The sequence below is a fragment of the Phycicoccus ginsengisoli genome, from assembly GCF_054779295.1.
In genome coordinates, this window is sequence record NZ_BAAGYN010000009.1 from 25,840 (window position 1) to 52,328 (window position 26,489).

20 protein-coding genes are annotated in these 26,489 nt (G+C 73.1%); 6 read left to right on the plus strand and 14 right to left on the minus strand.

All coding sequences use genetic code 11. The features are described 5' to 3' along the window. Positions 1 to 4: 4 nt before the first annotated feature. Positions 5 to 1,225 carry an MFS transporter gene (locus ACYVDO_RS14950; protein ID WP_460937286.1) on the minus strand — a complete coding sequence of 407 codons (1,221 nt, stop codon included), beginning with the start codon at positions 1,223 to 1,225 and terminating at the stop codon, positions 5 to 7. 165 nt (positions 1,226 to 1,390) lie between these two features. Here ACYVDO_RS14950 and ACYVDO_RS14955 point away from each other — a divergent pair, with 165 nt between their 5' ends. Further along, positions 1,391 to 2,980 (plus strand): catalase, encoded by a 1,590-nt coding sequence (locus ACYVDO_RS14955; protein WP_460937288.1) that lies wholly within the window; start codon positions 1,391 to 1,393, stop codon positions 2,978 to 2,980. Positions 2,981 to 3,035: 55 nt separating this feature from the next. After that, on the plus strand, positions 3,036 to 3,374 hold the full coding sequence (locus ACYVDO_RS14960; protein ID WP_460937290.1) for a DUF952 domain-containing protein: 339 nt from the start codon (positions 3,036 to 3,038) through the stop codon (positions 3,372 to 3,374). Positions 3,375 to 3,400: 26 nt separating this feature from the next. Here the strand turns inward: ACYVDO_RS14960 and ACYVDO_RS14965 are convergent, their stop codons facing one another. From ACYVDO_RS14965 to ACYVDO_RS15005, 9 genes are all read right to left on the minus strand, one after another. Further along, on the minus strand, positions 3,401 to 4,180 hold the full coding sequence (locus ACYVDO_RS14965) for an SseB family protein (RefSeq protein ID WP_460937292.1): 780 nt from the start codon (positions 4,178 to 4,180) through the stop codon (positions 3,401 to 3,403). After that, positions 4,177 to 4,914, minus strand: coding sequence for a bifunctional 1-(5-phosphoribosyl)-5-((5-phosphoribosylamino)methylideneamino)imidazole-4-carboxamide isomerase/phosphoribosylanthranilate isomerase PriA (priA, locus tag ACYVDO_RS14970; protein ID WP_460937294.1), 738 nt, complete (start codon positions 4,912 to 4,914; stop codon positions 4,177 to 4,179). Before priA ends, ACYVDO_RS14965 begins: the two co-directional genes overlap by 4 nt. Before the next feature lie 83 nt (positions 4,915 to 4,997). Beyond that, complete coding sequence (gene hisH / locus ACYVDO_RS14975; RefSeq protein ID WP_460937296.1) at positions 4,998 to 5,636, minus strand: imidazole glycerol phosphate synthase subunit HisH; 639 nt, start codon at positions 5,634 to 5,636, stop codon at positions 4,998 to 5,000. Further along, positions 5,636 to 6,259, minus strand: a complete 624-nt coding sequence (locus tag ACYVDO_RS14980; RefSeq protein ID WP_460937298.1) for a hypothetical protein — start codon at positions 6,257 to 6,259, stop codon at positions 5,636 to 5,638. Before ACYVDO_RS14980 ends, hisH begins: the two co-directional genes overlap by 1 nt. After that, positions 6,256 to 6,870: an imidazoleglycerol-phosphate dehydratase HisB gene (gene hisB / locus ACYVDO_RS14985; RefSeq protein WP_460937300.1), complete on the minus strand. Its 615-nt coding sequence runs from the start codon at positions 6,868 to 6,870 to the stop codon at positions 6,256 to 6,258. The genes ACYVDO_RS14980 and hisB overlap by 4 nt, the downstream gene beginning before the upstream one ends. Then, the gene (locus ACYVDO_RS14990) at positions 6,867 to 8,003 is read right to left on the minus strand and encodes a histidinol-phosphate transaminase (RefSeq protein ID WP_460937302.1); all 1,137 of its coding nucleotides are present in this window, start codon (positions 8,001 to 8,003) and stop codon (positions 6,867 to 6,869) included. Before ACYVDO_RS14990 ends, hisB begins: the two co-directional genes overlap by 4 nt. Continuing rightward, the gene (gene hisD / locus ACYVDO_RS14995) at positions 8,000 to 9,331 is read right to left on the minus strand and encodes a histidinol dehydrogenase (RefSeq protein WP_460937304.1); all 1,332 of its coding nucleotides are present in this window, start codon (positions 9,329 to 9,331) and stop codon (positions 8,000 to 8,002) included. Before hisD ends, ACYVDO_RS14990 begins: the two co-directional genes overlap by 4 nt. A gap of 44 nt (positions 9,332 to 9,375) precedes the next feature. Beyond that, positions 9,376 to 10,827, minus strand: coding sequence for an MFS transporter (locus ACYVDO_RS15000; RefSeq protein WP_460937306.1), 1,452 nt, complete (start codon positions 10,825 to 10,827; stop codon positions 9,376 to 9,378). 18 nt (positions 10,828 to 10,845) lie between these two features. After that, positions 10,846 to 13,875 carry a bifunctional [glutamine synthetase] adenylyltransferase/[glutamine synthetase]-adenylyl-L-tyrosine phosphorylase gene (locus tag ACYVDO_RS15005; RefSeq protein ID WP_460937308.1) on the minus strand — a complete coding sequence of 1,010 codons (3,030 nt, stop codon included), beginning with the start codon at positions 13,873 to 13,875 and terminating at the stop codon, positions 10,846 to 10,848. 59 nt (positions 13,876 to 13,934) lie between these two features. Here ACYVDO_RS15005 and ACYVDO_RS15010 point away from each other — a divergent pair, with 59 nt between their 5' ends. Further along, positions 13,935 to 14,630: a phosphodiesterase gene (locus tag ACYVDO_RS15010; protein WP_460937310.1), complete on the plus strand. Its 696-nt coding sequence runs from the start codon at positions 13,935 to 13,937 to the stop codon at positions 14,628 to 14,630. On the opposite strand, the gene glnA is transcribed toward ACYVDO_RS15010, so the two are convergent. Beyond that, complete coding sequence (gene glnA, locus ACYVDO_RS15015) at positions 14,612 to 15,949, minus strand: type I glutamate--ammonia ligase (RefSeq protein WP_460937312.1); 1,338 nt, start codon at positions 15,947 to 15,949, stop codon at positions 14,612 to 14,614. The genes ACYVDO_RS15010 and glnA overlap by 19 nt on opposite strands. A gap of 55 nt (positions 15,950 to 16,004) precedes the next feature. Further along, positions 16,005 to 17,555, minus strand: a complete 1,551-nt coding sequence (locus ACYVDO_RS15020) for a phytoene desaturase family protein (protein WP_460937314.1) — start codon at positions 17,553 to 17,555, stop codon at positions 16,005 to 16,007. 262 nt (positions 17,556 to 17,817) lie between these two features. Between ACYVDO_RS15020 and ACYVDO_RS15025 the strand changes: the two genes are divergently transcribed. Continuing rightward, positions 17,818 to 20,223, plus strand: coding sequence for an immune inhibitor A domain-containing protein (locus ACYVDO_RS15025; protein WP_460937316.1), 2,406 nt, complete (start codon positions 17,818 to 17,820; stop codon positions 20,221 to 20,223). 168 nt (positions 20,224 to 20,391) lie between these two features. Here ACYVDO_RS15025 and ACYVDO_RS15030 read toward each other — a convergent pair whose 3' ends face one another. Next, positions 20,392 to 22,725, minus strand: a complete 2,334-nt coding sequence (locus ACYVDO_RS15030; protein ID WP_460937318.1) for an immune inhibitor A domain-containing protein — start codon at positions 22,723 to 22,725, stop codon at positions 20,392 to 20,394. 274 nt (positions 22,726 to 22,999) lie between these two features. On the opposite strand from ACYVDO_RS15030, the gene panB reads away from it, so the two are divergent. Together panB and ACYVDO_RS15040 are read left to right on the plus strand one after the other, a co-directional pair. Beyond that, positions 23,000 to 23,881: a 3-methyl-2-oxobutanoate hydroxymethyltransferase gene (gene panB / locus ACYVDO_RS15035; protein WP_460937320.1), complete on the plus strand. Its 882-nt coding sequence runs from the start codon at positions 23,000 to 23,002 to the stop codon at positions 23,879 to 23,881. 154 nt (positions 23,882 to 24,035) lie between these two features. Next, complete coding sequence (locus ACYVDO_RS15040; RefSeq protein WP_460937322.1) at positions 24,036 to 25,118, plus strand: M36 family metallopeptidase; 1,083 nt, start codon at positions 24,036 to 24,038, stop codon at positions 25,116 to 25,118. Between the two features lie 42 nt (positions 25,119 to 25,160). Here ACYVDO_RS15040 and ACYVDO_RS15045 read toward each other — a convergent pair whose 3' ends face one another. Further along, the gene (locus ACYVDO_RS15045; protein ID WP_460937324.1) at positions 25,161 to 26,489 is read right to left on the minus strand and encodes an ArgE/DapE family deacylase; all 1,329 of its coding nucleotides are present in this window, start codon (positions 26,487 to 26,489) and stop codon (positions 25,161 to 25,163) included.

The following is a 26,489-nucleotide window of genomic DNA, read 5'->3' on the forward strand; positions in this document are numbered from 1 at the left end:
GAGGCTACCGGCCGGCCGCGACCTCGTGCGGGACGACGGCCCGCGCCCGGCGCTCGCGCGCCCGGGCCGACGTGCCGATGGCGCCGACGACCGCCACGACGGCACCGACCACCGCCACGGAGACGAAGCCGCTGGACCACCCGCGGTGGTCGATGGCGAACCCTGCCACCGGGGCGCCGAGCGCCATGCCGGCGGTCATGAAGGAGCCGTGCCAGCCCATGGCCTCGCCGCGGGCGGCAGGGGGGACGACCCGGCTGACCTGGTCGACGGTGGCGGTGATCGTCGGCGCGCAGAAGAGGCCGGCGACGAAGCCGAGCACACCCAGGGAGACCGGGCCGCCGCCGAGCGCCATGGGCGCGGTGACCAGCGCCAGCGCGCCGAGCAGCCAGAAGGCGGACACCGACCGGTGCAGCCCGCCGTAGACGAGGCCTCCGAGCAACGAGCCGAACCCCCACAGGGCCAGCACCCAGCCGATCGAGGACTGGGCATCGAAGTCGCGCAGGGCCGCGACGATCCCGATGTCGGTGCCGCCCAGCACGAAGGTCGTGGCCGCGGCGGCCAGGCACACGACGACGAACCCGGGCCGGAACCACTGCCACCGCGTCAGGGGGGCAGTCGTCCCGCCCGCGGGCTCGTCCTCGTCAGGGGCCTCGCGCAGGGCGGGGTCGGCGACCCACAGCAGGACGCCGGCGGCCACGCCCAGCATCTCGATGACGAACAGCACCCAGTCGGTGGACCAGACGGTGGCGGCCCACACACCGGCCGCGGGACCGATCATGAAGGACAGCTCCACGGCGACCGAGTCGAGCGAGATCGCGGTGCGGCGGTCGTCCTCCGGCACCGCGGCGATGATGGCCTGGCGGATGATCGAGAACGACGGGATGACGAAGAGGCCGGCGAGCGCGGCGAGCGCCATGAGCAGCCAGTAGCCGACGAAGGGTGCCACCGACCAGCAGGCCGCCGCCACCAGGATCGAGGGCACGACCACCCGCCGCAGCCCGTGCCGGTCGAGCAGGCGCCCGCGCCACGGACCGCTGATCGCGATCGCGACCGTCGCCGCGGCGGAGACCAGTCCCGCGGCGCCGTACGACCGGTGCAGGTGGCTGACGACGTGCAGGGTGATGACGACGCCACCGGCGAAGATCGGCATCCGCACCAGGAACCCGAGGACCAGCGCCCGGCGCAGGGCGGGGACGACGAGGACGCGGCGGTACCGGGTGAGCACCGCACCACTCTCCCAGCGCCCACCGACACCGATCAACGCGATATCGGCGGTGAGGAGCAGCCTCCCCGGATGCGACCGCAGCCGCACGGAGGGAGGGTGGGGACGCTGCCCGTGCCCGGAGCCGGGACGACGCCACGCAGACGACAACCACACGAAGGAGCAGCGATGACGGACCAGCAGGCCACCCCCGAGTCGATCCGGACCGCACCCAGCGAGGAGGCCCGGCTCGGCTCGACCACCGACACCGGCGCCCCCGCACCGAGCGACCGCAACAGCCTCACCATCGGCCCGGACGGCCCGATCGTCCTGCACGACGTGCACTTCCTCAACCAGATGGCCCACTTCAACCGCGAGCGCATCCCGGAGCGCAACGTGCACGCGAAGGGGTCGGGCGCCTTCGGGACGTTCGAGTGCACCGAGGACGTGTCGGCACACACCAAGGCGGCGCTGTTCCAGCAGGGCAGCACCGTCGAGATGCTGGCGCGCTTCTCCACCGTCGCCGGCGAGCAGGGCTCCCCCGACACCTGGCGCGACCCGCGCGGGTTCGCGCTGAAGTTCTACACGCCCGAGGGCAACTACGACCTCGTCGGCAACAACACCCCGGTCTTCTTCGTCCGCGACACGATGAAGTTCCCGCACTTCATCCGCAGCCAGAAGCGCCGCGGCGGCTCGGGCCTGCGCGACAACCACATGCAGTGGGACTTCTGGAGCCTCAACCCCGAGTCCGCGCACCAGGTCACCTACCTCATGGGCGACCGCGGCATCCCGCGCTCGTTCCGGCACATGAACGGCTACGGGTCGCACACCTACCTGTGGGTCAACGCGGCCGGCGAGAAGTCCTGGGTGAAGTACCACTTCCACAGCGACCAGGGCGTGCAGGGCCTCACGGGCGACGAGGCCGCGGTGATCGCCGGGCAGGACGCCGACTTCCACCGGCGCGACCTCTACGAGGCGATCGAGCGCGGCGAGTTCCCGAGCTGGACGCTGTCGGTCCAGGTGATGCCGTACGAGGATGCGAAGACGTACCACCTCAACCCGTTCGACCTCACCAAGGTCTGGCCGCACTCGGACCACCCGCTGGTCAAGGTCGGCACCATGACCCTGAACCGGAACCCGGAGAACTTCTTCGCCGAGGTCGAGCAGGCCGCGTTCGAGCCGTCCGCGCTCGTGCCGGGCATCGGCTTCTCCCCCGACAAGATGCTGCTCGGGCGGGCGTTCGCGTATGCCGACACCCACCGGTACCGCATCGGCCCGAACTACCACCAGCTCCCGGTGAACCGGCCCAAGGCGGTGGCCGAGCTCAACACGTACGTCCAGGACGGCCCGATGGCCTACGACCACCACGGCGACCAGCCGGTCTACGCCCCCAACAGCGAGGGGCGCGGGTACGCCGACCAGGTCGGCGAGGCCGAGGAGAGCTGGGAGTCCGACGGTGCGATGGTGCGGCAGGCCTACACGCTGCGCGCGGACGACGACGACTTCGGCCAGGCCGGCACGCTCGTGCGTGAGGTCTGGGACGACGCCCAGCGTGAGCAGTTCGTGAAGACGGTCGCCGGGCACCTGCTCGGCGGGGTGCGCAGTCCCGTGCTCGAGCGGGCGTTCGAGTACTGGAAGAACGTCGACGCCGACACCGGCAAGCAGATCGAGGAGGCGGTGCGGGCCGGCCGCGGCGGCACCAACCCCGGCGGCGAGGCGGACGACGCCAAGGACCTGCACGAGCCCGTGGTGGAGTCCCGCACGCAGGCGGGCAGCTAGGACGACGCGGTATGCCGCGTGCCCCGTGCCGGGGCACGCGGCCTACGCTCGCCCGGTGACGATCTACCACCTCGCCGAGCCGGGGCACTGGGACCGGGCGCAGGAGACGGGTGTCTACACCGCGTCCACCCGCGGCCGGACCTTCGAGCAGGAGGGGTTCATCCACTGCTCGTCGGCAGCGCAGTGGCCGGTCGTGCGGCGCTCGTTCTACGCGGACGTCGCGACGCCGCTGCTGCTGCTCGAGGTCGACGAGTCGCTGCTGCCCGAGCCGCCGGTGGTCGAGGTCGGCAACCCGCAGACCGGTGAGACGTTCCCCCACCTGTACCGGCCGCTGCCGGTGTCGGCCGTGGTCGGCGTCACCGAGCTGCCGCCGCCCCACTATGCGCGGGACTGAGGCGACACCGACCCCGCAGCAGGGCGTCAGCGGATCGCGAACGCGAGCCCGTCGATCCGGGCGCGGACCTCGCCGTCGGTCGCGAGGCGCTCCCCCACGGCCGTCGCCACCGCCTGGACCCGATCGGCCGTCAGGCCCGGGCTCAGCTGGAGGGTGACGCGCAGGACCCCCTGACCGGGCTCCCCCGCCGACAGCTCGTGGCCCAGCACGTCGGGCTGCTCGCGCACCGCCGCCGCGACCGCGCGGGCGACGACGTCGTCCTCGTGGGCCGGCACCCAGTCGCGCTGCTGGGCGAGCGCCCACACCATGGACGGTCGCAGCGCCACGGTGGCGGGGCCGGCCACGTCGACGACCATGACGTCGCAGCGTTCGGAGACGGCGGCCTGGGCCGCGCGTGCCGCCGTCACGGGGACGGGCCGCGCGGCGGGGTCCCACGACGCCAGCGCGGCCATCGACGTGAACACCGGCAGGGCGCGGGTCCCGTCCGGGGCCACGAGCGTGACGGCCGCCATGTCCGTCTGCTTCTCGACCGCAAGGGCGCCGGACTCGTCGACCTCGGCCGGCTCGGCCACGACCGGTACCAGCAGCCGCGCCGCCGCGACGGCGGCCACCAGGGCGGGCTCGTCGCCCGGGTCCCGGAGGGCCCGCTCCAGGGCCGCGTCGGCGGCACCGGTGTCGTCGTCGAACCCCGTGCCGGTCAGCGCCCTGCCCCCGAACGGCACGCCGGCAGAGTCGGCCGGGCCGGTGTGGTGGCCGCGTCCGCCTCCGGCGACGGAGGCGTCCTGCTCCTGCGGCGTGTCGGTCACGGGCGGCCGGCCACGTCGAGGGCGTCGGGCAGCGTGAACGCACCGCGGTACAGCGCGGACCCGACGATCGCGCCCTCGACGCCGAGCGGCACGAGCTCGCGGATCGCGGCGACGTCCTCCAGGGTCGACACCCCACCGGAGGCCACGACGGGGCGGTCGGTGCGGGAGCACACGTCACGCAGCAGCTCGAGGTTGGGGCCCTTGAGCATGCCGTCCTTGTTGACGTCGGTGACGACGTAGCGGGCGCAGCCCTCGGCGTCGAGCCGGGCCAGGGTCTCCCACAGGTCGCCGCCGTCCTGGGTCCAGCCGCGCGCCGCGAGCGTCGTGCCCCGGACGTCCAGCCCGACGGCCACCCGGTCCCCGTGCTCGGCGATCGCGGCAGCCGTCCACTCCGGGTCCTCCAGGGCCGCGGTGCCGAGGTTGACCCGGCGGCAGCCGCTGGCGAGGGCGGCCTCGAGCGACGCGGCGTCGCGGATGCCGCCGCTCATCTCGACCTTGATGTCCAGACGGCCCACGATGTCGGCGAGCAGCTCGCGGTTCGACCCCCGGCCGAACGCCGCGTCGAGGTCCACCAGGTGGAGCCACTCGGCGCCCTGCTCCTGCCAGGCGAGCGCGGCCTCCCACGGGTCGCCGAACTCGCCCCCGCTCCCGGCCACCCCCTGCACCAGCTGGACGGCACGGCCACCCTGCACGTCGACGGCGGGCAGCAGCTCCAGGCGGGGCGTCTCGGTCATGGTGGCGCTCTCTCCTCGGGGGTGGGTGGCGGTGCGGGGGTGGGTGGCGGTGCGGGGGTGGGTGGCGGTGCGGGCCTGGGTGCTCACAGCGAGCGCACCCAGTTCTCCAGCAGCGCCAGGCCGGCGTCACCGGACTTCTCGGGGTGGAACTGGGTGGCCGACAGCGGGCCGTTCTCGACCGCGGCCACGAACCTGCTCCCGTGCTCGGCCCACGTCACGGTGGGCCGCATCACGGCCATCGGCCCGTGCGGGTCGGGCAGCACCCAGTCCTGCACGGCGTAGGAGTGGACGAAGTAGAACCGCTGGTCCTCGACGCCGGCGAACAGCCGGGAGCCCGCGCCCGGCTCCACCGTCGACCACCCCATGTGGGGCACGACGTCGGCCTGCAGGCGCGCGACCCGGCCCGGCCACTCGCCCAGGCCGTCCGAAGGGGCCCCGCCGGGCTCGTCCGACCCCTCGAACAGCACCTGCATGCCGACGCACACGCCGAGCACGGGGCGCCCGCCAGCGAGCCGGGTCTCGATCACCCGGGGGCCGTCGGCGTCCCGCAGCCCCACCATGCAGGCGTGGAAGTTGCCCACGCCGGGGACGAAGAGGCCGTCGGCCTCCTGCGCCAGCGCGTGCTCGCCGGTGAGCTCCACCTGCGCCCCGACGTGCTCGAGCGCCCGGACGGCCGAGCGGACGTTCCCGCTGCCGTAGTCGAAGACGACCACCCGTGTCATCAGCTGTCCTCCAGTTCCCTGTGGTGGCGGGCGATCTCCGCCATGCGGGTGTCGAAGCGGGCGACCGCCTGGGCCGTGGGGGCGACGACCTGGCCGCGCAGGCCCACGTGCGGACCCAGCAGGTCGGCGCCGGGCAGGTCCAGGACGGCCAGCAGGTCGGTGAGCAGTCGCTCGGCGTCGCCGGACCGGTCCCGGACGACGTCGGCGACCCGACGCGCCGCGTCCGGTCGCCCTGCTGCCGCCGCCAGCTCACCGGGCCGGGCGGGTGCGAGCTCGCGGGTCCGCACGGGGCCGCGCCCCGGCTGCCAGAGCAGCCACCGCGGCCGGTCCAGCAGGCCACGCCCCCGGACCACGACCGCGGCCCGCTGGTCGGCGACGACGAAGCCCAGGGCCGGGCGCAGCCGCCTCGGCACCGGCCGGCCGAGCAGGACGGAGGCAGCCCCGTCGTAGGGCGCGTGCGCCCGGGACGACGGCTCGACGGGCGCCACTGCGGTCCACGACGCCAGCGGGACCAGCTGGCAGGCCACGAGTCCTCCGCGCACCCACCTCGTGACGGCGGGCACCTCGGCCCGCACCAGGAGCAGCCCGCGCATCGCCTGCGCCGGCTGCCACCGCTCGTTCACGTGGAGAGGCTGCCCTTCGCGCTGGGGACGCCCACGACGCGCGGGTCGCGCGCCACCGCGGTGCGCAGTGCCCGGGCGACGGCCTTGAACTGGGCCTCGACGATGTGGTGCGGGTCGCGTCCGGACAGGACGCGCACGTGCAGGGCGATCCCGGCGCGCCCGGAGAGCGACTCCCACACGTGCCGGGTCATCGACCCGGTGAAGTGGCCACCGATGAGGGCGTACTGCTGGCCCTCCGGCTCACCGGTGTGCACGACGTACGGGCGCCCGGCCACGTCGACCACGGCCTGGCAGAGCGCCTCGTCGAGCGGCACGGTGGCGTCGCCGAAGCGGGCGATCCCGCTCTTGTCGCCCAGGGCCTCGCGCAGCGCGTCGCCGAGGACGATGGCGACGTCCTCGACGGTGTGGTGCACGTCGACGTCGACGTCACCGGTCGCCTTGACCCGTAGGTCGATGAGGGAGTGCTTGGCCAGCGAGGCGAGCATGTGGTCGAAGAAGCGGACGCCGGTGTCGACGTCGGGCTGCCCGGTGCCGTCGAGGTCGAGCTCGAGCTCGACGCTGGACTCCGAGGTGGTCCTGCTCAGTGCCGCCGTGCGGTTGGCTGCGGTCACCGCGTGCTCCCGTCGTCCGTCCCGAAATCGTCCCGACCCACCACCTGCGCCATCGCGGCGAGGAAGGCGTCGGTCTCGGCCGGGGTCCCGGCCGTGACACGAAGATAGTGGGGAATCCCGACGTCCCGGACCAGCAAGCCCCGGTCGAGCAGCGCCTGCCACGTCGCGCGGGAGTCGGCCAGCCCCCCGAAGAGCACGAAGTTGGCGTCGCTGGGCACCGGCTCGAGCCCCAGCTCCCCCAGCCCGTCGACCATCCGGTCGCGCTCGTGCTTGATCGCCTCGACCGTCGCGAGCATCGTGTCGGCGTGGTGCAGGGCGGCCAGGGCCACGGCCTGGGTCGGGGAGGACAGGTGGTACGGCAGCCGCACCAGCCGGAGGGCGTCGACGAGCTCGGGGTCCGCGGCGAGGTAGCCGAGCCGGCCCCCCGCGAAGGCGAAGGCCTTGCTCATGGTGCGCGTCACGACGAGCCGCGGCCGTCCCTCGAGCAGCTCGAGCGCGCTCGGCGTGCCCGGGCGGGCGAACTCGGCGTACGCCTCGTCGACCACGACCACCGCACGGTCCGCGGCGTCGTACACGCGCTCCACCACGTCGAGCCCCAGGGCCGTCCCCGTGGGGTTGTTCGGCGAGCAGAGGAAGACGAGGTGCGGGTCGTGGGCGCGCACCTGCTCGACCGCGGACTCGGCGGTGAGGTCGAACGCCTCGCCGGTCCCCTGCCCGCGCAGCCCGTCGACCCACGTCGTGCCGACCGAGCGGCTGATGATCGGGTGCATGGAGTACGCCGGGGTGAAGCCGAGCGCCGTGCGCCCCGGCCCGCCGAACGCCAGCACGACGTGCTGCAGCACCTCGTTCGAGCCGTTGCCCGCCCAGACGCGGGCCGGCTCGATCGCGGTGCCGGTCGTGCGGGTGAGGTACGCCGCGAGCTCGGTGCGCAGTGCCGTGAACTCCCGGTCGGGGTACCGGTTGAGGTCGGGCGCCACCGCTGCCACGGCAGCGGTGATCTCGGCGACCACCTCGGCCGGTACGGGGTAGGAGCTCTCGTTGGTGTTGAGCCGGACCGGCACCTCGAGCTGGGGCGCGCCGTAGGGCGTGCTGCCGCGCAGGTCCTCGCGCAGCAGCTCCTGCAGCCTGGTCACGACCGCTCGCCGAACCGGGCCGAGACCGCCTCGCCGTGGGCGGGCAGGTCCTCGGCCTGGGCGAGCACCACGACCCGCTCGGCGACCTCGCGCAGGGCGTCCTCGTCGTAGGAGATCACCTGCACCGAGCGCAGGAACGACGTCACGGCGAGGCCGCTGCTGTGGCAGGCGCAGCCGCCGGTCGGCAGCACGTGGTTGGACCCGGCGAGGTAGTCGCCGAGGCTGACGGGCGAGAACGGCCCCACGAAGACGGCGCCGGCGTTGCGGATCCGGCGGCTCACGGCCGCGGCGTCGGCGACCTGCAGCTCGAGGTGCTCGGCGCCGTAGGCGTTGACGACGGCGAGGCCGGCGTCGAGGTCGTCGACCAGGACCACGCCGGACTGCTGCCCCGAGAGCGCCTCCGTGACGCGCCCGGAGTGCTTGGTCGCCGCAGCGCGACGGGCGACCTCGGCCGTGACGGCCTCGGCGAGGGCGGTGCTGGGGGTGACCAGGACCGACGCGGCCTGCGGGTCGTGCTCGGCCTGCGACACGAGGTCGGACGCGACGTGCACGGGGTCGGCGGTGTCGTCGGCGAGGACGGCGATCTCGGTGGGGCCCGCCTCGGAGTCGATGCCGATGACGCCCTTGAGGTAGCGCTTGGCCGCGGCGACGTAGATGTTGCCCGGTCCGGTGACGAGGCTGACCGGCTCGCAGGTGTCCGCGCCGTCGGCGAAGCCGAAGGCGAAGGCGGCGACCGCCTGGGCGCCGCCCACGGCATACACCTCCTCGACGCCGAGCAGGGCGCAGGCGGCGAGGACGGTCGGGTGGGGGTAGCCGGCGAAGACGCCGGTGTTCTCGCGCTGGGGCGGGCTCGCGACGGCGAGCGACCCGACCCCGGCCACCTGGGCGGGGACGACGTTCATGACGACGCTGGACGGGTAGACCGCCCGCCCTCCCGGCACGTACAGGCCGACCCGGTCCACGGGCAGCCAGCGGTTCTCGACCCGACCGCCCGCGACGACGTCGACGGTGGTCTCGGCGGGGCGCTGCCGCTCGTGCACCTGGCGGGTGCGGCGGACCGCCTCCTCGAGCGCCTCCCGCACCTGGGGGTCGAGCTGGTCGAGCGCGGCGGCGAGGACGGTGGAGGGCACGCGCAGGCGGGTGGGCCGGACGCCGTCGAACCGCTGGCCGAGGTCGTAGAGGGCCTCGGCACCGCGATGGCGCACGTCCTCGCACAGCGGCCGCACCGTCTCGACGGCGGCCGCCACGTCGAAGTCCGCCCGCGGCAGGAGGTCGCGCAGCTCGCGTGCCCCCAGCGCGCGTCCGCGCAGGTCGATCGTGGCCATCATGCGGACGATTCTACGGAGCCCTGGCGACGGGTCCTGCGGCGGTCTCAGCCCCCGGGAACCCGGCGGGACCGCGTCTCGGCGCGGCTGTCGGCGTGGGGCAGGTCCGCGGGGGCCGGATCGGGCACCGCGACCTCCGGGTCGACGGCGCCGGGCGGCGGGGTCGGGTCGACGACCTCCGCCACCGGCACGCCATCCCCGGGCTCCTCGGACGCCGGGAGGTCCTCCGGCCCGTCGGGTCCGTCGGCCTCGGAGAAGGTCTCGTGGATCCGTACCGCGACCTCGTCCCGGGGCCAGCGGGCGGCGAGCAGGACCAGCGCGCCGAACGTCACCACGGCGCAGATCCCCACCGAGGCGGCGGGCGAGGTCGTCTCGGACACCCAGCCGGCGGCGAGGAAGCACAGACCCGTGACCCCGACGGAGAGCGCGCCGGCGAGGCCGTAGACGCGACCGCGCATAGCGGTGGGGACGAGCAGGGTGAACGCCGCCTGCAGCGGCAGCATGTAGCACTGCAGGGCACCGGAGACGAACCACGCCAGCCACACCACCCCCACGTGCGGCTCGACGATGGTGACGAGCAGCGGCAGCGGCATGAGCAGCGCCAGACGCATGATGAGGCTCGCCTGCCGCTCGGCGCTGAACCGGCCGATCACGAGCAGCCCCGCGACCGCACCGACGATCGGGGCCGCCATGAGCAGGCCGCCCCACGCCGTGGACCCCGTGTGCGCGTTGGCGTAGGGCAGCGCCACGGCCTCCGGCGCGGCGATCCCCAGCCCGCTCACGAGCGAGAGCCCCAGGAGGCGGGTGAGGACCCGGTTGCCGCGGATCTGCACCCAGCCGGCCGCCAGGTCGCGGAAGAACGAGGTGTCGTCGCGGACGAAGGAGGACGTGCGGGGTCGGATGGTGGCCAGCACCGCCGCCCCGACGACGAACGTGGCGAGGTCGAGCACGAGGGCCTTGGTGTCGCCCAGGACGCCGACGACGGCCCCGCCCACGGCCAGGCCGATCGCCTGGTTGACCTGGGTGGCCAGGGTGCTGAGCCCGAAGGCGCGCGCGTAGAGGCGGCGGTCGGGGAAGACGTCCGTGAGCAGCATCTGGCCCGCGGTCGCCGCCGGGCCGCCGACGAACTCGAGGGCGAAGACGAGGACCAGCACGAGCGGCACGGACTCGGTCGACCGCACGGTCCACATGAGCAGGCCGACGACGAGGGCGCGGACCAGGTGCGTGCCCACGAGCGTGAGCCGGGGTGGGAAACGGTCGCAGAACGGCCCGAGCAGGGCCCGGCCGAGGATCGTCGGCACGAGGGACACCGCGAAGGTGGCGGCGGTGGCGAGCGCGGAGCCGGTCCAGCTGAACACCACGGCCGCGATGGTGATGCGGGCGATGTAGTCGCCCCACGTCGAGAGCGTGGAGGCGACGAAGATCGGCAGGAACGACGGCGCCCGGAGCACCTCGGCGTACGAGGGCACCACGACAGCGCCGTCCCTGCCCCTGACCATGCGCTCGACCGTACCTCGCTACCGGGTCCCGTAAAAGTCGAGCTCGGTCACGGTGCGAGCGTGTCGCGCCACCCTGCGGTAGGTCTGGGCGAGCTCGGCCCCGGACCCGGGCTCGAGCCCCAGGATGCGACCGACCCCGTCCGCGACCCGCAGGTCCGAGGGGACGCTGTCGACGGGTTTGCCCCGGTAGAGCACGGCGGCGTTGCGCAGCCGGGAGGCCAGGGTCCAGGCCTCCCGCAGGGCGGCCACGTGGTCGGCGGGGAGCAGGCCGGCCCCCTCCACGGCGGCGAGGGCGGGCAGGGTGCTGGTGGTCCTCAGCCCGGGCACCTCGTGCGCGTGCTGCAGCTGCAGCAGCTGCACGGTCCACTCCACGTCGCTGAGCCCACCCCGGCCGAGCTTGAAGTGGGCCTTCGGGTCGGCCCCCCGCGGCAGCCGCTCGGCCTCCATGCGGGCCTTGAGGGTGCGGATCTCCCGGACCTGGGACTCGGCCAGGCCGCTCTCGGGCCAGCGCAGGGGGTCCACCAGCGCGAGGAACGCCTGGCCGAGGTCCGGGTCGCCGGCGATCGGGTCGGCCCGCAGCAGGGCCTGCGACTCCCAGGTGAGCGACCACCGGTCGTAGTAGGCGCGGTAGCTGGCGAGGCTGCGCACGAGCGGGCCGTTCTTGCCCTCCGGTCGCAGGTCGGCGTCGAGCCCCAGCTGCGGGTCCGGGCCCGGGGAGCCGAGCAGGCGGCGCAGCTCCTGCACCACCTCGAGGGCCTGGTCCTGGGCGACCCCCTCGTCGGCCCCCGGGAGCGGGTCGTGGACGAAGAGCACGTCGGCGTCCGAGCCGTACGCGACCTCGCGGCCCCCGAGCCGGCCCATCCCCACGACGAGCAGCCGGGTGACGAGCTCGCCGTGCTGCTGCTCGACCACGCGCCGCGCCACCGCGAGGGCCGCCTCGACCAGCGCCGCCGTGAGGTCGGTCAGGGCGGCACCGACCTCCTGCAGGTCGAGCTCCCCGCGCAGGTCCGCGGCCGCCACGCGGAACAGCTCCTGCCGGCGCAGGCCACGGGCGGTGCGGACCGCCTTGTCCGGGTCGTCCTGGCGACCGGCGGCTGCGGTCATCCGGCGGAGCAGGTCCTCGCGCGGCAGGGGGCGCAGGCCGCCGGCCTCCCCCAGCATGGCCACGGCCTCGGGTGCGCCCACGAGGAGGTCTGCGGCATACCGGCTGCGGGCCAGGATGTGGGCGAGCCGCTCCGCCGCCGACCCCTCGTCGCGCAACAGGCGCAGGTACCAGTGCGTGGAGCCGAGCTCCTCGCTGACCTTGCGGAAGGCGAGCAGCCCACCATCGGGGTCGGCCTCGTCGGCGAACCAGCCGAGCATCACCGGCAGCAGGGTCCGCTGGATCGCGGCACGGCGGCTCACACCGGACGTGAGGGCCTCGAGGTGACGGATCGCTCCGGCGGGGTCGCGGAAGCCGAGCGCGGAGAGCCGGTCGCGCGCCGCCTCGGGTCCCAGCCGCGCCTCGCTGCTGCTGAGCCGGGCCACGGCCGCGAGCAGGGGCCGGTAGAAGAGTCGCTCGTGGATGCGGCGGACCTCGCGGGCCTGCTTCTGCCACTGGTCCACGACCGCCTTGGCAGCGTCGGACCGGTGGCCGAGCGCGCGGCCCAGGCGCCGCAGGTCCGCCTCCCCCGTCGGCATGAGGTGGGTCCGGCGCAGCCGGTAGAGCTGGATCCGGTGCTCCAGCGTGCGCAGCAGGCGGTAGCTGGAGTCGAGCACCGCGGCGTCCTCACGGCCGACGTACCCGCCGCGGGCGAGGGCGTCGAGCGCCTCGAGGGTGGTGCCGGAGCGCAGCGTCTCGTCGGTGCGGCCGTGGACGAGCTGGAGCAGCTGCACGCTGAACTCGACGTCGCGCAGGCCACCGGGACCGAGCTTGAGCTGCCGGTCGGCCTCGGCGGCCGGGACGTGCTGCTCGACCCGCCGGCGCATCGCCTGCACGTCCTCGATGAAGTTCTCCCGCGAGGCGGCCTGCCACACCAGGGGCCGCACCGCCTCGAGGTAGGCCTCCCCCAGCGCCCGGTCGCCCGCGACGACGCGGGCCTTGAGCAGGGCCTGGAACTCCCAGGTCTTGGCCCAGCGCTCGTAGTAGGCGCGGTGGGACTCCACCGTGCGGACCAGGGGCCCGTTCTTCCCCTCCGGTCGCAGCGCCGCGTCGACCGGCCACAGGGTGCCCTGCCCGGTGGAGGTGGAGCACGCCCGCATGAGCTTGGTCGCCAGGGCCGCTCCGGCCGCCATCGCGACCGCCTCGTCGACCCCGTCCCGCGGCTCGGCGACGAAGATGACGTCCACGTCGCTGACGTAGTTGAGCTCCCGGCCCCCGGTCTTGCCCATCCCGATGACCGCGAAGTCGCACGCGTCGGCCTGCTCCCCCACCTGCTCCCGGGCGACGACCAGGGCGGCCTCCAGGGCCGCCTGGGCGAGGTCGGCGAGCGCTGCCGCGGTGTCCGGCAGCTCCGCGACGACGTCGGGCGCCGTGAGGTCGAGGGCGGCGATGCCGAGCAGGTTGCGCCGGTAGGCGATGCGCAGGGCGTCGTACGCCGTCTGCTCGCCGTGGGCGCGCACGGCGGCGACGACGTCGCGCACCCGCGCCTCGGTGTCCACCGGTGCCGCCTCGGCCACGCTGCGCCAGTGCTCGGGGTGGGCGACGAGGTGGTCGCCCAGCGCGGTCGAGGCACCGAGGACGGCCAGGAGCCGGTCCCGGGCGGGACCCGGGTGACGCATGGCGGCGAGCAGGCCGCGCACCTCCGCTCCGGGTCCGTCCTCCTCGTCGCGGCGGCGCGGCTCGGTGGCGCGCAGCGACTCCATGAGCCGCACGAGCGACAGCAGGGCGAGGTCGGGGTCGGCGACGGCACCCAGGGCGTCAGGCAGGCCGTCGCGGAACACGTCGTCGAGCGGGTCCACCAGGCCGGCCAGGGCCGGGTCGGTGAGCAGCTGTCCGGCCCGCTGGGCGTCGGCGAACCCCAGCCTGGCCAGTGTGCCCGCCTGCGACGTGGGGCGACCGGTGCTCACCCGACCACCCTAGTGAGGGGTCGGCTGCATGGTCCCCGGCGTCCGGGGTACAGCCGGGCATGAGCACCTCCACGTCCGCCGAGGTCGCGGCGAGCGCGGCCGGCCACGTCCTCGGGGCGGCGTCGCGGGTCGTCGCCCGGCTGCGGTCCGACCGGCCCCTGCACCCCAGCGGCGCCTCGTACGCCGCGGTCGTCACCATCCCGGGCTGTGCTTCGACGGGCGGCGCGTCGACCGGCGTGCCGTGGCTGGACGAGCCCGGTGTCCACGACGTGGTCCTGCGTGTCTCCCGCGCCGCGGGCCTGCCGCCGTCGCTGCCGGACGTCCACGGGGTGGCGCTGCGGGTCCGGCCGGCGGGTGCCGGTCCGGCCGACCTGCTCTTCGCCGGCACCGGCCGGTCCGCGCTCGGGCGGTTCCTCCTGCGCCCGGCGACGCGTCTCGGAACCGGTGCGCTCACGACGCTGCTGCCGGTGCGATGCCCCGCAGGCGCCCTCGTGCTGCGCCTCAGCCCGACCGGGTCGGAGCCGGTTCCCAAGGGGGTGCTCCCGCCGTCCATGGTCCTGTCCTGGGCGCTCGGCACCGGGCCGTGGCGGTATGCCGGCGAGGTCGTGGGGGGCGCGCGGCTGGGGCCCGAGGTGGACCGGGAGCGCCACGACCCCGTGGTGCACCAGCTGCCCGGGACGACGCAGTACCCGGTCGTGCGTCTGCTGCGCGAGCCGGCGTACCGGCAGGCCCGCCGTCAGAGACCGGGTAGGTAGCGCTCGAGCTCGAACCGGGTGATCTCCCCGCGGTAGTCGTCCCACTCGGCCCGCTTGTTGCGCAGGAAGAAGTCGAACACGTGCTCGCCGAGCGTCTCGGCCACGAGGTCGCTGCGCTCCATGACCCGGATCGCCTCGTAGAGGGACGTCGGCAGCGCCTCGATGCCCATCGCCTGACGCTCCCCGGACGTCAGGCCCCACACGTCGTCCTCGGTCTCGGGCGGCAGGGGGTAGTCCTCCTCGATGCCCTTGAGCCCGGCGGCGAGCATCAGGGCGAAGGCGAGGTAGGGGTTGCAGGCGGCGTCGAGGGTGCGCACCTCGACCCGGCTGCTCTGGCCCTTCGCCGGCTTGTACATGGGCACGCGGACCATGGCGGAGCGGTTGTTGTGGCCCCAGGTGAGGTGGGCCGGCGCCTCGCCACCGCCCCAGAGCCGCTTGTAGGAGTTGACCCACTGGTTGGTCACGGCGGTGATCTCGGCACCGTGGCGCAGCAGCCCGGCGATGAACTGCCGACCCACCTTCGACAGCTGGTACGGCGCGCCCGGCTCGTGGAAGGCGTTGCTGTCGCCGTCGAACAGCGACATGTGGGTGTGCATGCCCGAGCCCGGGTGCTGGGCGAACGGCTTGGGCATGAAGGAGGCGAAGATGCCCTGCTCGAGCGCGACCTCCTTGATGACGGTGCGGAACGTCATGATGTTGTCCGCGGTCGAGAGCGCGTCGGCGTACCGCAGGTCGATCTCGTTCTGGCCCGGTCCGCCCTCGTGGTGGCTGAACTCCACGGAGATGCCCATCGACTCGAGCATGGTGATCGCCGCGCGGCGGAAGTCGTGTCCCGTGCCGTGCGGCACGTGGTCGAAGTAGCCGGCCTGGTCCACCGGCACCGGCACCTCCCCCGGGCGGAAGCCCTGCTCCAGCAGGTAGAACTCGATCTCCGGGTGCGTGTAGAAGGTGAACCCCAGGTCGGACGCCTTGCCCAGCGCGCGCTGCAGGACGTGCCGCGGGTCGGCGAAGCTCGGCGCCCCGTCGGGCAGGGTGATGTCGCAGAACATGCGGGCCGTGCCCGGGTTGTCCCCGCGCCACGGGAGGACCTGGAACGTCGACGGGTCCGGCTTGGCCAGCATGTCGGCCTCGTAGACGCGCGCGAAACCCTCGATGGCGGACCCGTCGAAGCCGATCCCCTCCGAGAAGGCACCCTCGAGCTCGGCCGGCGCCACCGCCACCGACTTCAGCGTGCCGAGCACGTCGGTGAACCACAGCCGCACGAAGCGGATGTCGCGCTCCTCGATGGTGCGGAGGACGAACTCCTGCTGACGATCCATGTGCCGAATCCTGCCCTAGTCGTGTTTCGCGGGGGTTACCTGCGGCGCGGCCTGCTCAGCCCTCGAGCACCGACCGTGCCGAGTTGTGCCCCGGTATGCCGCTCACGCCGCCTCCGCGGCGCGCGCCGGCACCCGCGAGGCGCACCCGCTCGTGCCGGGTCTCGACGCCCCAGGTGCCGACCTCCTCGGGCCGCTCGGCCCAGGGCCACTGCAGCGACCGGTGGAAGATGTTGCCGCCGGGCAGGCCCAGGTCCGCCTCGAGCTCGACCGGCGTGCGCGCCTCGAGGCAGTAGGCGCCGTCGGCGTCGCGCAGCAGGACGTCCTGGATCGGCTCGGCGAGGACCGCGTTGAGCGACTCCAGGGTCCGGGCGAGGGCGAGGTCCTTGACCTGGTCGTGCTCCTCCGGGGACCCGCGGAACAGGCGCGCCGGCAGGTGCAGCCCGAAGAGGGTGAGGGTCTGGGCGTCCGACTCGGCGAGCCCCGGACCCAGGATCGAGCGGTCGGACAGGCTGTGGCAGTAGATCTCGCACGGCGGGACCTGCGGCACCCGCCCCGCCGCGGCCGCGGCATACGCCTCCTGCAGCTGGGCGTAGCCCTCGTTGACGTGGAAGGTGCCGGCGAAGGCGGCACGCGGGTCGACGGCCTCGTCGCGCAGGCGCGGCAGCCGCGAGAGCAGCATGTTGACCTTGAGCTGCGCGCCCTCCGGCTGCGCCTCGGTCTCGACCGGGTCGGCCCCGGCAGCCGCGAGCAGGTCGTTGAGGACGGCCGGGGCGCAGGCAGCGTGCACGGTCGAGGCGCGGGCCGAGCCACCGTCCCACTCCACCGTGCCGTACGGGTCCACGGCGAGCGCCCTCGCCCCGGTGCGGATCTCGGCGCCCGCGGCAGTCGCCGCCCGAGCCAGTCCGTCGGTCACCGCGCCCATGCCGCCGACGGGCACGTCCCAGTCCCCCGTGCCGCCTCCGATGAGGTGGTAGAGGAAGCAGACGTTCTGGCGCAGGTCCTCCCCGCGCAGGTCGGCGAAGGTGCCGATGAGCGCGTCGGTGGCGACGACCCCGCGGATCGTGTCGTCGGCGAAGTGCTCCTCGAGGGCCTCGCCGAGCGGCCGGCGCACGAGCGCCTCCCAGAGGGCGGCGTCGTCCACCAGTGCGGCGACCTCCTGCTCGGAACGCAGTGGCTCCAGCACCGTCGGGAAGACGCGCTGCGCGAGCGCGTGCACGCGGCCGTAGAACTGCTGCCAGGCGGCGTGCTCGCCCTGGCCGCCCGTGAGCGCGGCGAAGCCCGCGGCGGTCGCCGCCTCGTCGGCGTTGTCGACCAGCAGGCCGCGCGCCGGGTCGGCGGGGACGGGCGTGAAGGACGAGAAGCGGCGCCGGATGAGGCGCAGGTCCAGGTCGAGGTCGGTCGCGACCTGCCGCGGAAGCAGCGAGACGAGGTAGGAGTAGCGCGACAGCCGCGCCTCGACACCGGGGAAGGCCTGGGCCGAGACCGCCGCGCCGCCGACGTGGTCGGCGGCCTCCAGCACGAGGACGCGGCGCCCGGCCCGCGCGAGGTAGGCCGCGGCGGTGAGCCCGTTGTGCCCGGCACCGATGACGACGTCGTCGTAGTCCACGGCCGGAAGCCTACGGGTGGCCGCGAGGACGGCACGGGCGGCTCACCGTCACCCATGACCGATGTCATGGGTCGACGTCGCTGGCCCGTGCGCCGTGCGGGACGACTCGGCTCAATATCACGAGTGGGTAACGAAACGGTTGTCGGGTGATCACAACTGCCGCCTCGCGGGCGTTCACTGTCCCCGTCCCGGTCAGCCGCACCTGATCGAAGGGGCCGACCGAGTCACCAGGAGGAGTTACCAGCGACAAAGGACGGTCCACGTGACATCTGCAGTCCATTCACGACGGCGGCGGGTCTACAGCCTGCTGGCCGCAAGCTCGTTGGTGGTGGGGGCATTCCTCGTCACCGGCCCGGCCAGCGCCGTCCCACCGACGGACACGGCCAAGGAGAAGGTCAAGGGCGGGTCGGACAACCGGCGCACCCCCCTGGCCGTCAAGCAGGACGCACTGCGCCAGAAGGCCCTCGAGAAGCGGCTCAAGGGCGACCCGGCAGCGCAGGGCAAGGTGGTCAAGGTCGGCAAGGGGCAGTACGTCAACCTCGAGAACGAGGGCACCGACAAGATCTTCGTGGTCATCGCCGAGTTCGGCGACACCCAGTACCCCAGCCCGACCTTCCAGGGACCACCGCCGGACGGCAGCGCCACCGACGTCACCGGTCCCCGGCACAACGAGATCCCGGAGCCGGACCGTTCGGTCGACAACAGCACGCTGTGGCAGCCGAACTACGACCGGGCGCACTACGAGGACATGTACTTCAACCGGATGAAGAAGTACTACGAGACCCAGTCCTCGGGGCGGTACTCCGTCGACGGGACGGTCACCGAGTGGGTCAAGGTCCCCTTCAACGAGGCGCTGTACGGGCGGAACTACTGCGGTGACATCGTCTGCAACACGAGCAAGGCACTGGTCCGTGACGCCCTGGCGGTCTGGGTGAAGGCGCAGCTCGACAGCGGGCAGACGATGGCCCAGATCCAGGCGTACCTGAAGACGTTCGACCAGCAGGACCGCTACGACATCGACGGGGACGGCAACTTCAACGAGCCCGACGGCGTCATCGACCACTTCCAGATCGTCCACGCGGGCGGCGACGAGGCGGCCGGCGACCCGAACCAGGGCACGGACGCCATCTGGAGCCACCGCTGGGGCGCGAACCTCCAGCTCGGCGGACCGCTCGGCGTGGGCGTCAACATCGGCTCCAACAGCGGCATCGTCTCCAGCAGCCTCGTGCCGAACAACCCGACCGGCATCTGGGTGTACGACTACACGATGCAGCCGGAGAACGGCGGCCTCGGCGTCTTCGCGCACGAGTACGGTCACGACCTCGGCCTGCCGGACCTCTACGACACCTCGGGCAACACCGGTGGCGCGGAGAACAACACGGCGTTCTGGACCCTCATGTCCTCCGGGGCGAACATCGGCGACGGCGGGCCCGACGGCATCGGCGACTCGCCGACCGACCTCGGCGTCTGGGAGAAGTTCCAGCTCGGCTGGCTCTCGCCGCAGGGCGACAGCGGCCCGTTCTACGAGGTCGCCCGGGCCGGGGAGAAGTCCACGCACAAGCTCGGCCCCAACAGCCCGGCCACCAAGTCGCCGCAGGCGGTCTTCGTGCTCCTGCCCGACAAGAAGCGGATCGACGACGTCGGCCTGCCGGCGAGCGGGACGCAGTTCTTCTACAGCGGCTCGGGCAACGAGTTCACCCACACGATGACGAGGACGACCGGGATCACAGCCGGCAGCTTCACGGCCAAGGTGCGGTACAGCACCGAGGAGGGCTACGACTACGCCTTCCTCGAGGCCTCCACCACCGGTGGCACGTCGTGGGTCCCCGTCCTGACCAACCGGTCCAGCACGACCGACCCGAACAGCAACAACCCCTCGAAGACGGGCATCACCGGGCAGTCGGCCGGCTTCGCCAGCGGGGCGTACGTCGACCTGACCGCCACGCTGCCCGCGGGGACCAACGCGCTGCGCTGGCGCTACACCACCGACCCGGCGGTGGCCGGCTACGGTCTCGCGGTCGACGACATGGCGATCAACGGCACGTCGGTCGGCAACGCGGAGAGCGACGAGGGCTGGGTCCTCGACGGGTTCATCCGCACGACCGGCAAGGCGGAGAGCTACCACTTCAACGCCTACGTCCTGGAGAACCGGCAGTACGACGGGTACGACGCCTCGCTGCGGACCGCGTACAACTTCGGGTTCCTGGGCAGCCGGCCCGACTGGGTCGAGACCTACCCGTACCAGGACGGCCTGCTCGTCAGCTACTGGGACGAGTCGTTCGGCGACAACAACGTCGGCGAGCACCCCGGTGGCGGGCTCATCCTGCCCGTCGACGCGCACCCGCAGTTCAGCCACTGGCCGGACGGCACGCTGATGCGCAACCGGATCCTGTCCTACGACTCGACCTTCGGCGTCGAGCCCACGGACGCGATCACCCTGCACGCCAACGGCGTCGCCGGCAGCATCGCCTCCAAGCCGGCGGTCAACGTGTTCGACGACACCAGGTCGTGGTGGAGCAACTGTGACGAGCACGCCTGCACCGGTGCCCACGCGGGCCGGTACGAGCCCGGCTGGTACGGAGTCGACGTGCCGAAGACGGGGACCACGGTCACGGTCAACGGCAAGGCCAGCGGCGGCCACCTCAACATCACGGTGGCTCCCAAGTAGGTCGGACCTGCACCACGGAGGGCCCCGCCGGCACCAGCCGGCGGGGCCCTTCCCGTGCCCGGGACGGGCAGGAGCCCGGGGACGTGCAGGAGCCCGGGGACGTGCAGGAGCCCCGCGACGCCGTTGTCGCGGGGCTCCTGGAACGGGCGCTCAGGGCGTCCGGTCAGCTCACTTGAAGCTGACCTGCACCTGCAGCTCGTTGCCGCCGTCCGCGGACTTGTTCACCTTCATGACGGTGCCGGAGCCCGCGACCTTGGTGGAGCTCCACGGGTTGGTGGAGTCCCAGTAGGCGTTGGGGTCGCTGTCGTCGAAGGTCGGGATACCCGGCCGCGACGGGACGGTCGTGGGGACGCCGTTGCGGTGGAAGGTCACCGCGTCGGTCCTCTCCAGGCCGAAGGTCGCGTCGAACGGCTGGCGCCGGTTGCCGAGGAACTTGCCGTCGGGGAACGTCACCGGCGCCGGGCGGGCGTCGACGGGGAGCACCTCGCCGCCACCGGGGTGGCCGCTGGTGTTGTTGTCCGTGTACTGGCCGTCGACGTACCAGACGAGCATGCCGTTCTGGTACGGGAACCGCTCCACCCAGTCGGGCCGGGTGTTCGCGAAGCCGAAGTTGTACGGGCCGGTCTGCAGGGTCTTGTCGTAACCGGTGTACGTGCGGTTCTCGGCGATGTAGTAGTGGCTGGCCTGCACGGAGGTCGAGCCACCCATGCGGGTGAAGCCCTTGGCCGTCCAGCCGTTGTCACCGGACTCCACGTCGTCGCTGAGGACCTTGGCGCCGTCGGCGGTCACCGTGATGTCGTCGATGAACGGGCCCTCGTAGTGCAGCCCGCCGTCGGTGGCGTAGCGGAAGCGGAACTGGACGCTCTTGCCGGCATACGGCGTGAGGTCCCAGGTCTGCTGCGCCCACGGCGTGAGGCCCTCGTTGTCCACCGGACCGGTGATCGGGGAGCCGATCTGGGTCCAGTTCGAGCCGTCGGTGCTGACCTCGCCGTAGAGGTAGTCGTACCCGTTCTCGATGTTGTACTGCAGCCACGCCGAGACCGATCCCGACTTCTTGCCGGTCAGGTCGACCGTGCGGGTCAGCGTGTTGTTGAGGCTGTCGTTCGCACCGCCCCACCACTCCATCGAGCCGCCATGGGGCGTGTTGTAGTCGGTGGTCACCGTCTTGTCCGGGAGCGTCGTGATGAGCGCCTGGTAGTCGGACCGGCTCGCCGGCTTGTCGGCCGGGCCGAGCTTCACCGTCGCGTCCTGGCCGTACGGGACGACCTTGTAGTCCAACCAGCCGAGCTGCAGCTTCTCCCACGGGCCCATGTAGCCGGGCGTGGTGCCGATCGAGTCGGTGCCGTGGTTGAGCCAGGAGCCACCCGACATCAGCGTCCAGAAGCCGGTGCCGTTGTCGCCACCCTGGGTGTCGTAGAGGTCCGGCAGGCCGAGGTCGTGTCCGAACTCGTGCGTGAAGACGCCGAGACCGCCGTTCTCCGGCTCGGTGGTGTAGTCACCGATCCACAGGCCCGAGTTGCCGAGCGCCACGCCACCGAGCTTGTTGAAGTCCGGGCCGGTCTTGCCCTGGTTGGTGGAGTAGGCGTACCAGCGGTGCGACCAGATGGCGTCCTCGCCCTGCGCGCCGCCACCGGCCTCCTCGCCCTCACCGGCGTGGATGGCCTGGAAGTGGTCGATGTAGCCGTCGGGCTCGTTGAAGTTGCCGTCGCCGTCGTAGTCGTAGCGGTCGACCTTGTCGAACTGCTTGAGGTACTCCGTGATCTGGGCGTCGGTCTTGCCCTTGGCCTTCTGGTCGGCGTACCAGGCGGTCGCGGTGTCCTTGATGTAGTTCCAGTAGCCGTCGGCCTCGCTGGTGCCGTCACCCTTGACCGGGTTGTGGCCGTAGCGGGACTCGTTGTAGGGCACGGTGACCCAGTCGGAGACGTCGCCCTTGGCCGCGAACCGGCCGTTGGACTGCTTGGCGTAGAAGTCCTTGAAGGACTCCCCGTCGCCGAACATCATGTCCAGGTAGTGCTGGCGGTCGTAGTTGCTGGTCCACGACGTCGAGTTGTCGTCGGTGCTGCTGCCGTCCCAGTTGCGGTCGGGCTGCGGGATGTTGTTGTGCACCGGCCCCGCCTCGCCCTTGGTCCGCGGGTCGACCTTGTCGCCGAAGTCCGTGAGGATCGTGAAGATGTCCTCCTCGCGGTCCACCGGGTAGGACACGTAGCGGTCCTTGGCGGCCTTGCTGCCCTTGGGTGCCTTGGCGTTCCCCTTCACCTTGATGACGCGCTGCCCACCGCGCGTCTCGGTCGTGGCCTCGCCCTTCACGAGCTTCTCCACGGCCTCCTTGCGCAGCGCACGCTGGGCGTCGCCCAGCGGGTTGGGCAGGTCGTGCGCCCGGTTGGCTGCCTTGGGTTCCTTCTGGGCCGGAGCAGGGGTCGCCTGCGCCGGCGCCGAAGCGACACTCAGGGCGACGGCTGCGATGGCCGCGCCCGAAATGACGCTCAGATGACGTCGATTCACGGATCCTCCAGATTTATGTGTGTTGCGCACCTTTCGGCACACACAGGGGCGAGCCAAACACGGCGACCGGGACGACACCTAGACCCCTGCTGTTAAGGACTTCGTAAATTTGTGACCGATCGGTCGGCAAATCGAGGGCGCTCACGGCCACTTGGGGCCATTTGGTTGCACTGGGAGACGACCTTCGTCGCTCGACACCACCGCTCTGCGGCCGTGGGCGGGCCCGGACCGCCGGCGCCGCCGCTGCGGGCGGGGGCCCTCCTAGGATGCCGCCATGACCGAGCAGCCCAGCACGTCCGCCTCCCCCGCTCCCGAGACGACCGCGCCCTACGGCACGGGAGCTCAGGCCGCGCCCCAGCGCAGGGTACGGATCCCGCACCTGCAGGCGTGGAAGGAGCAGGGCCGCAAGTGGGCGATGCTCACCGCGTACGACATGTACTCCGCCGAGATCTTCGACGAGGCGGGGATCCCCGTGCTGCTCGTCGGCGACTCCGCCGGCAACAACGTCTACGGCTTCGAGACCACGGTCCCGGTCACGGTCGACCACCTCGTCCCGCTGGTCCGCGCGGTGACCTCCGCCGCCCGGCACGCGATGGTCGTCGCCGACCTCCCCTTCGGTTCCTACCAGGCCAGCCCGCAGCAGGCCCTCGCCACCGCGACCCGGATGATGAAGGAGGGCCTGGCCCACGCGGTCAAGCTCGAGGGCGGTGCCGCGATGGTGCCCGAGGTCGAGCTCCTCGTGCGCGCCGGCATCCCGGTCATGGGCCACATCGGGTTCACCCCGCAGAGCGAGCACGTCCTGGGTGGGTACAAGGTGCAGGGCCGCGGCGAGGCGGCCGACCGGCTCGTCGACGACGCCGTGGCCCTGGAGCGGGCCGGGTGCTTCGCGGTCGTCCTGGAGATGGTGCCGGCTCCGCTCGCGGCCCGCGTGACGGAGGTGCTCGGCATCCCCACCATCGGGATCGGGGCCGGGCCCGACTGCGATGCCCAGGTCCTCGTGTGGCAGGACATGGCCGGGCTCCGCGGAGGCAAGGCCCCCCGCTTCGTCAAGAAGTACGCGGACCTGCGTGGCGACCTCGGGCGTGCCGCCCAGGCGTATGCCGAGGACGTCGCCTCGGGCGCCTTCCCGGCGGCGGAGCACTCCTTCCCGGAGTGATCGAGCCGCCTCCACGCCCTGCCGCCGCCCCACGAGGCCGGTGGCACGGGCGTCCGGAAGTCGTGCAGCGGTACGACCCACAACGTCCCCTCGAACGACTACCGTCGCCGCGTCCGGCCCCGAACCAGGGGCCGCCCGTGAAACGGAGGAACCCGTGCCCGCGCGTCGTCACCACCTCGCAGCCCTGGCGTCCGTCGCCGTCACCGGACTGGCGGCGACCCTCGCGGTCGCTGCCCCGGCATCGGCGACCAAGCCCCCACCCGGCACGACCACCGGCACCGCGTCGGTCTTCATGGTCAACCCGGTGCAGTCCTCGGGCGACCAGTCCCTGACCGACCAGAACGACTCCGACGCGGCCGTCCCGGCAAGCGCCTATACCACCGTCCAGCTGCGCAACCTCGACGGCTCGGGGTACCTCCGCGGGAAGCGGGTGAGGGTCGAGTCCGCCACGGGCACCCCGGCGTTCAGCTCGACCAACACGTTCGTCTACACCCGCCACCAGGACCAGTTCGAGCAGGTGATGGGCTACTTCTGGGTCAACCAGGCGCAGGAGTACCTGCAGTCGCTCGGCTTCGGCTCGGCGCTCCCCGGCATCGTGGAGCAGTCCTTCCCCGTGAAGATCGACCAGTACGGCGGCGACAACAGCTACCAGACGGACAAGCCGTACCGCGTGCGGCTCGGCAAGGGTGGGGTCGACGACGCCGAGGACGCGGAGGTGATCGTGCACGAGTACGGCCACGCCGTCCACGCCTCCCAGGTGCCCGGCTACGGCACGTCCCTCGACGCCGGGTCCATCGGCGAGGCCTTCGGCGACTACTTCGGGGTCACGGTGGGGCTGGCCGCGGCCAAGCAGTACGGCTGGCCGGTGAAGGCGGAGGAGGCGTGCCCGATGGACTGGGACTCCACCTCGTACACGGCCACCTCGTACACGGCCGCCCCGCACTGCATCCGGCGCTTCGACCGGAACCTCACCGTCGCCACGCGCAGGGGTGAGGTCCACTACGACGGACAGATCTGGAGCCAGGCGCTGTGGGAGGTCCGCAAGGGCTACGAGGCCATGGGGCTGCCCACGACCGCCTGGGACACGACCATGATCGACGCCCAGTTCGACTTCGCTCCGGGCACCTCGTTCTCGGCCGCGGCCAAGGCGGTCTACGACAAGGCGCTGGTGCGTGACGGTGCCAAGGCGGCCGCCCTCGTCAAGGACCGGTTCGCCGCTCGCGGCATCACCTTCTGAGCCGAGCCGCTCGCCGCGCCTGCGCCGAGCCGCTCGTCCCGCTCACGCTGCTGGTCCTGTGCCGCCGCACCGGCGCAGGGCCAGCAGCGCGTAGGTCCGGGCACAGGACACCAGCTCGGCGACGGCGACCCCCTCGTCGGCCGCGTGCGCGTCGGCCAGCAGCCCGGGACCGTACTGGGCGGTGGGGATCCCGCGGCCGGCGTAGTGCCGCAGGTCCGACCCGTAGGGCGCCCCCTCGACCCGGGGCGGCGGCGCGCCGGCGTCCACGGCCGCCTGCACCAGCCCCGGCAGCAACGGGTGCCCCTCCGGCAGAGCACCGGGCGCGAACGCGCCACCCGGCCAGGAGACACGGACGGGGTGCTGCCGCAGCCAGGCGTCCTCCCGCCCCACCGCCGCGACCGCCTCCTCGAACGCCGCGCGGGCCGACTCCGGCGACTCCCCCGGCAGCACGCCGTACCGCCCCTCGGCGACGAGCAGGTCGGGCACGGTGCTGGCCCAGTCGCCCGCGCGCACCACGCCGACGGACAGGGGCGCGGCGAGGTCGAGGTGCGCAAACAGGCCGCCGACCCCCGCGTTGCGGCGGTCCTCGAGGTCGCGCAGGACCGCCAGGACGGGGGCGAGGTGGTCGACCGCGCTCTCCCCCAGCGTGCGGGTCGACCCGTGCGCCGCCCGCCCCGCGATCTGCAGGCGGAAGGTGAGGGACCCGGCATTCGCCGGGATGACCGCGCCCCCCGTGGGCTCGGCGATGACGCACGCGCCGCCGCCGTGCCCGGCGCGCAGCGTGGCGAACGCCCCCACCCCGCCGTCCTCCTCGCCGCTGACCAGGTGGACCGCGAGGGGTCGCGCGAGCCGCACGTCGGCGGTCCGCAGGGCGCGGACCGCCGCCAGGACGCTGGCCACTCCCCCGAGCATGTCGCACGTCCCCCGCCCCACGACACGGTCGCCCCTCCGCGTGAGCCGGAAGGGCTCGCTCGCCCAGCGCGACCGGTCACCCACGGGCACGACGTCGGTGTGACCGCACAGGACCAAGCCGGGCTGGTCCCCCGCGGCCGGGTCGGCGGTGTCGGCCAGGGCGCCGACGACGCCGACCAGCTCGCGCCGGTCCACCTCCTCGCCGGGATGGCCGGGCGCGGCGCGCACCGCCGCCAGGTCCACGTCCCACTCCTGCACCGCCAGGCCCAGCTCGCGCAACCGTCGGGCCCCCCAGCGCTGGACAGCCACCTCGCCGGGGCTGCCGCCGACCGGAGCGGTCGCGACGAGGGCGGCGAGGTCCTCGAGCAGCGCCTCCTCGTCGACTGCCGCGAGCACGGAGCGCACCAGGTCGCTGTCGGTCCGCACCATGTCCTCCGGTCCCTCCTCGTCGGTCCGCAC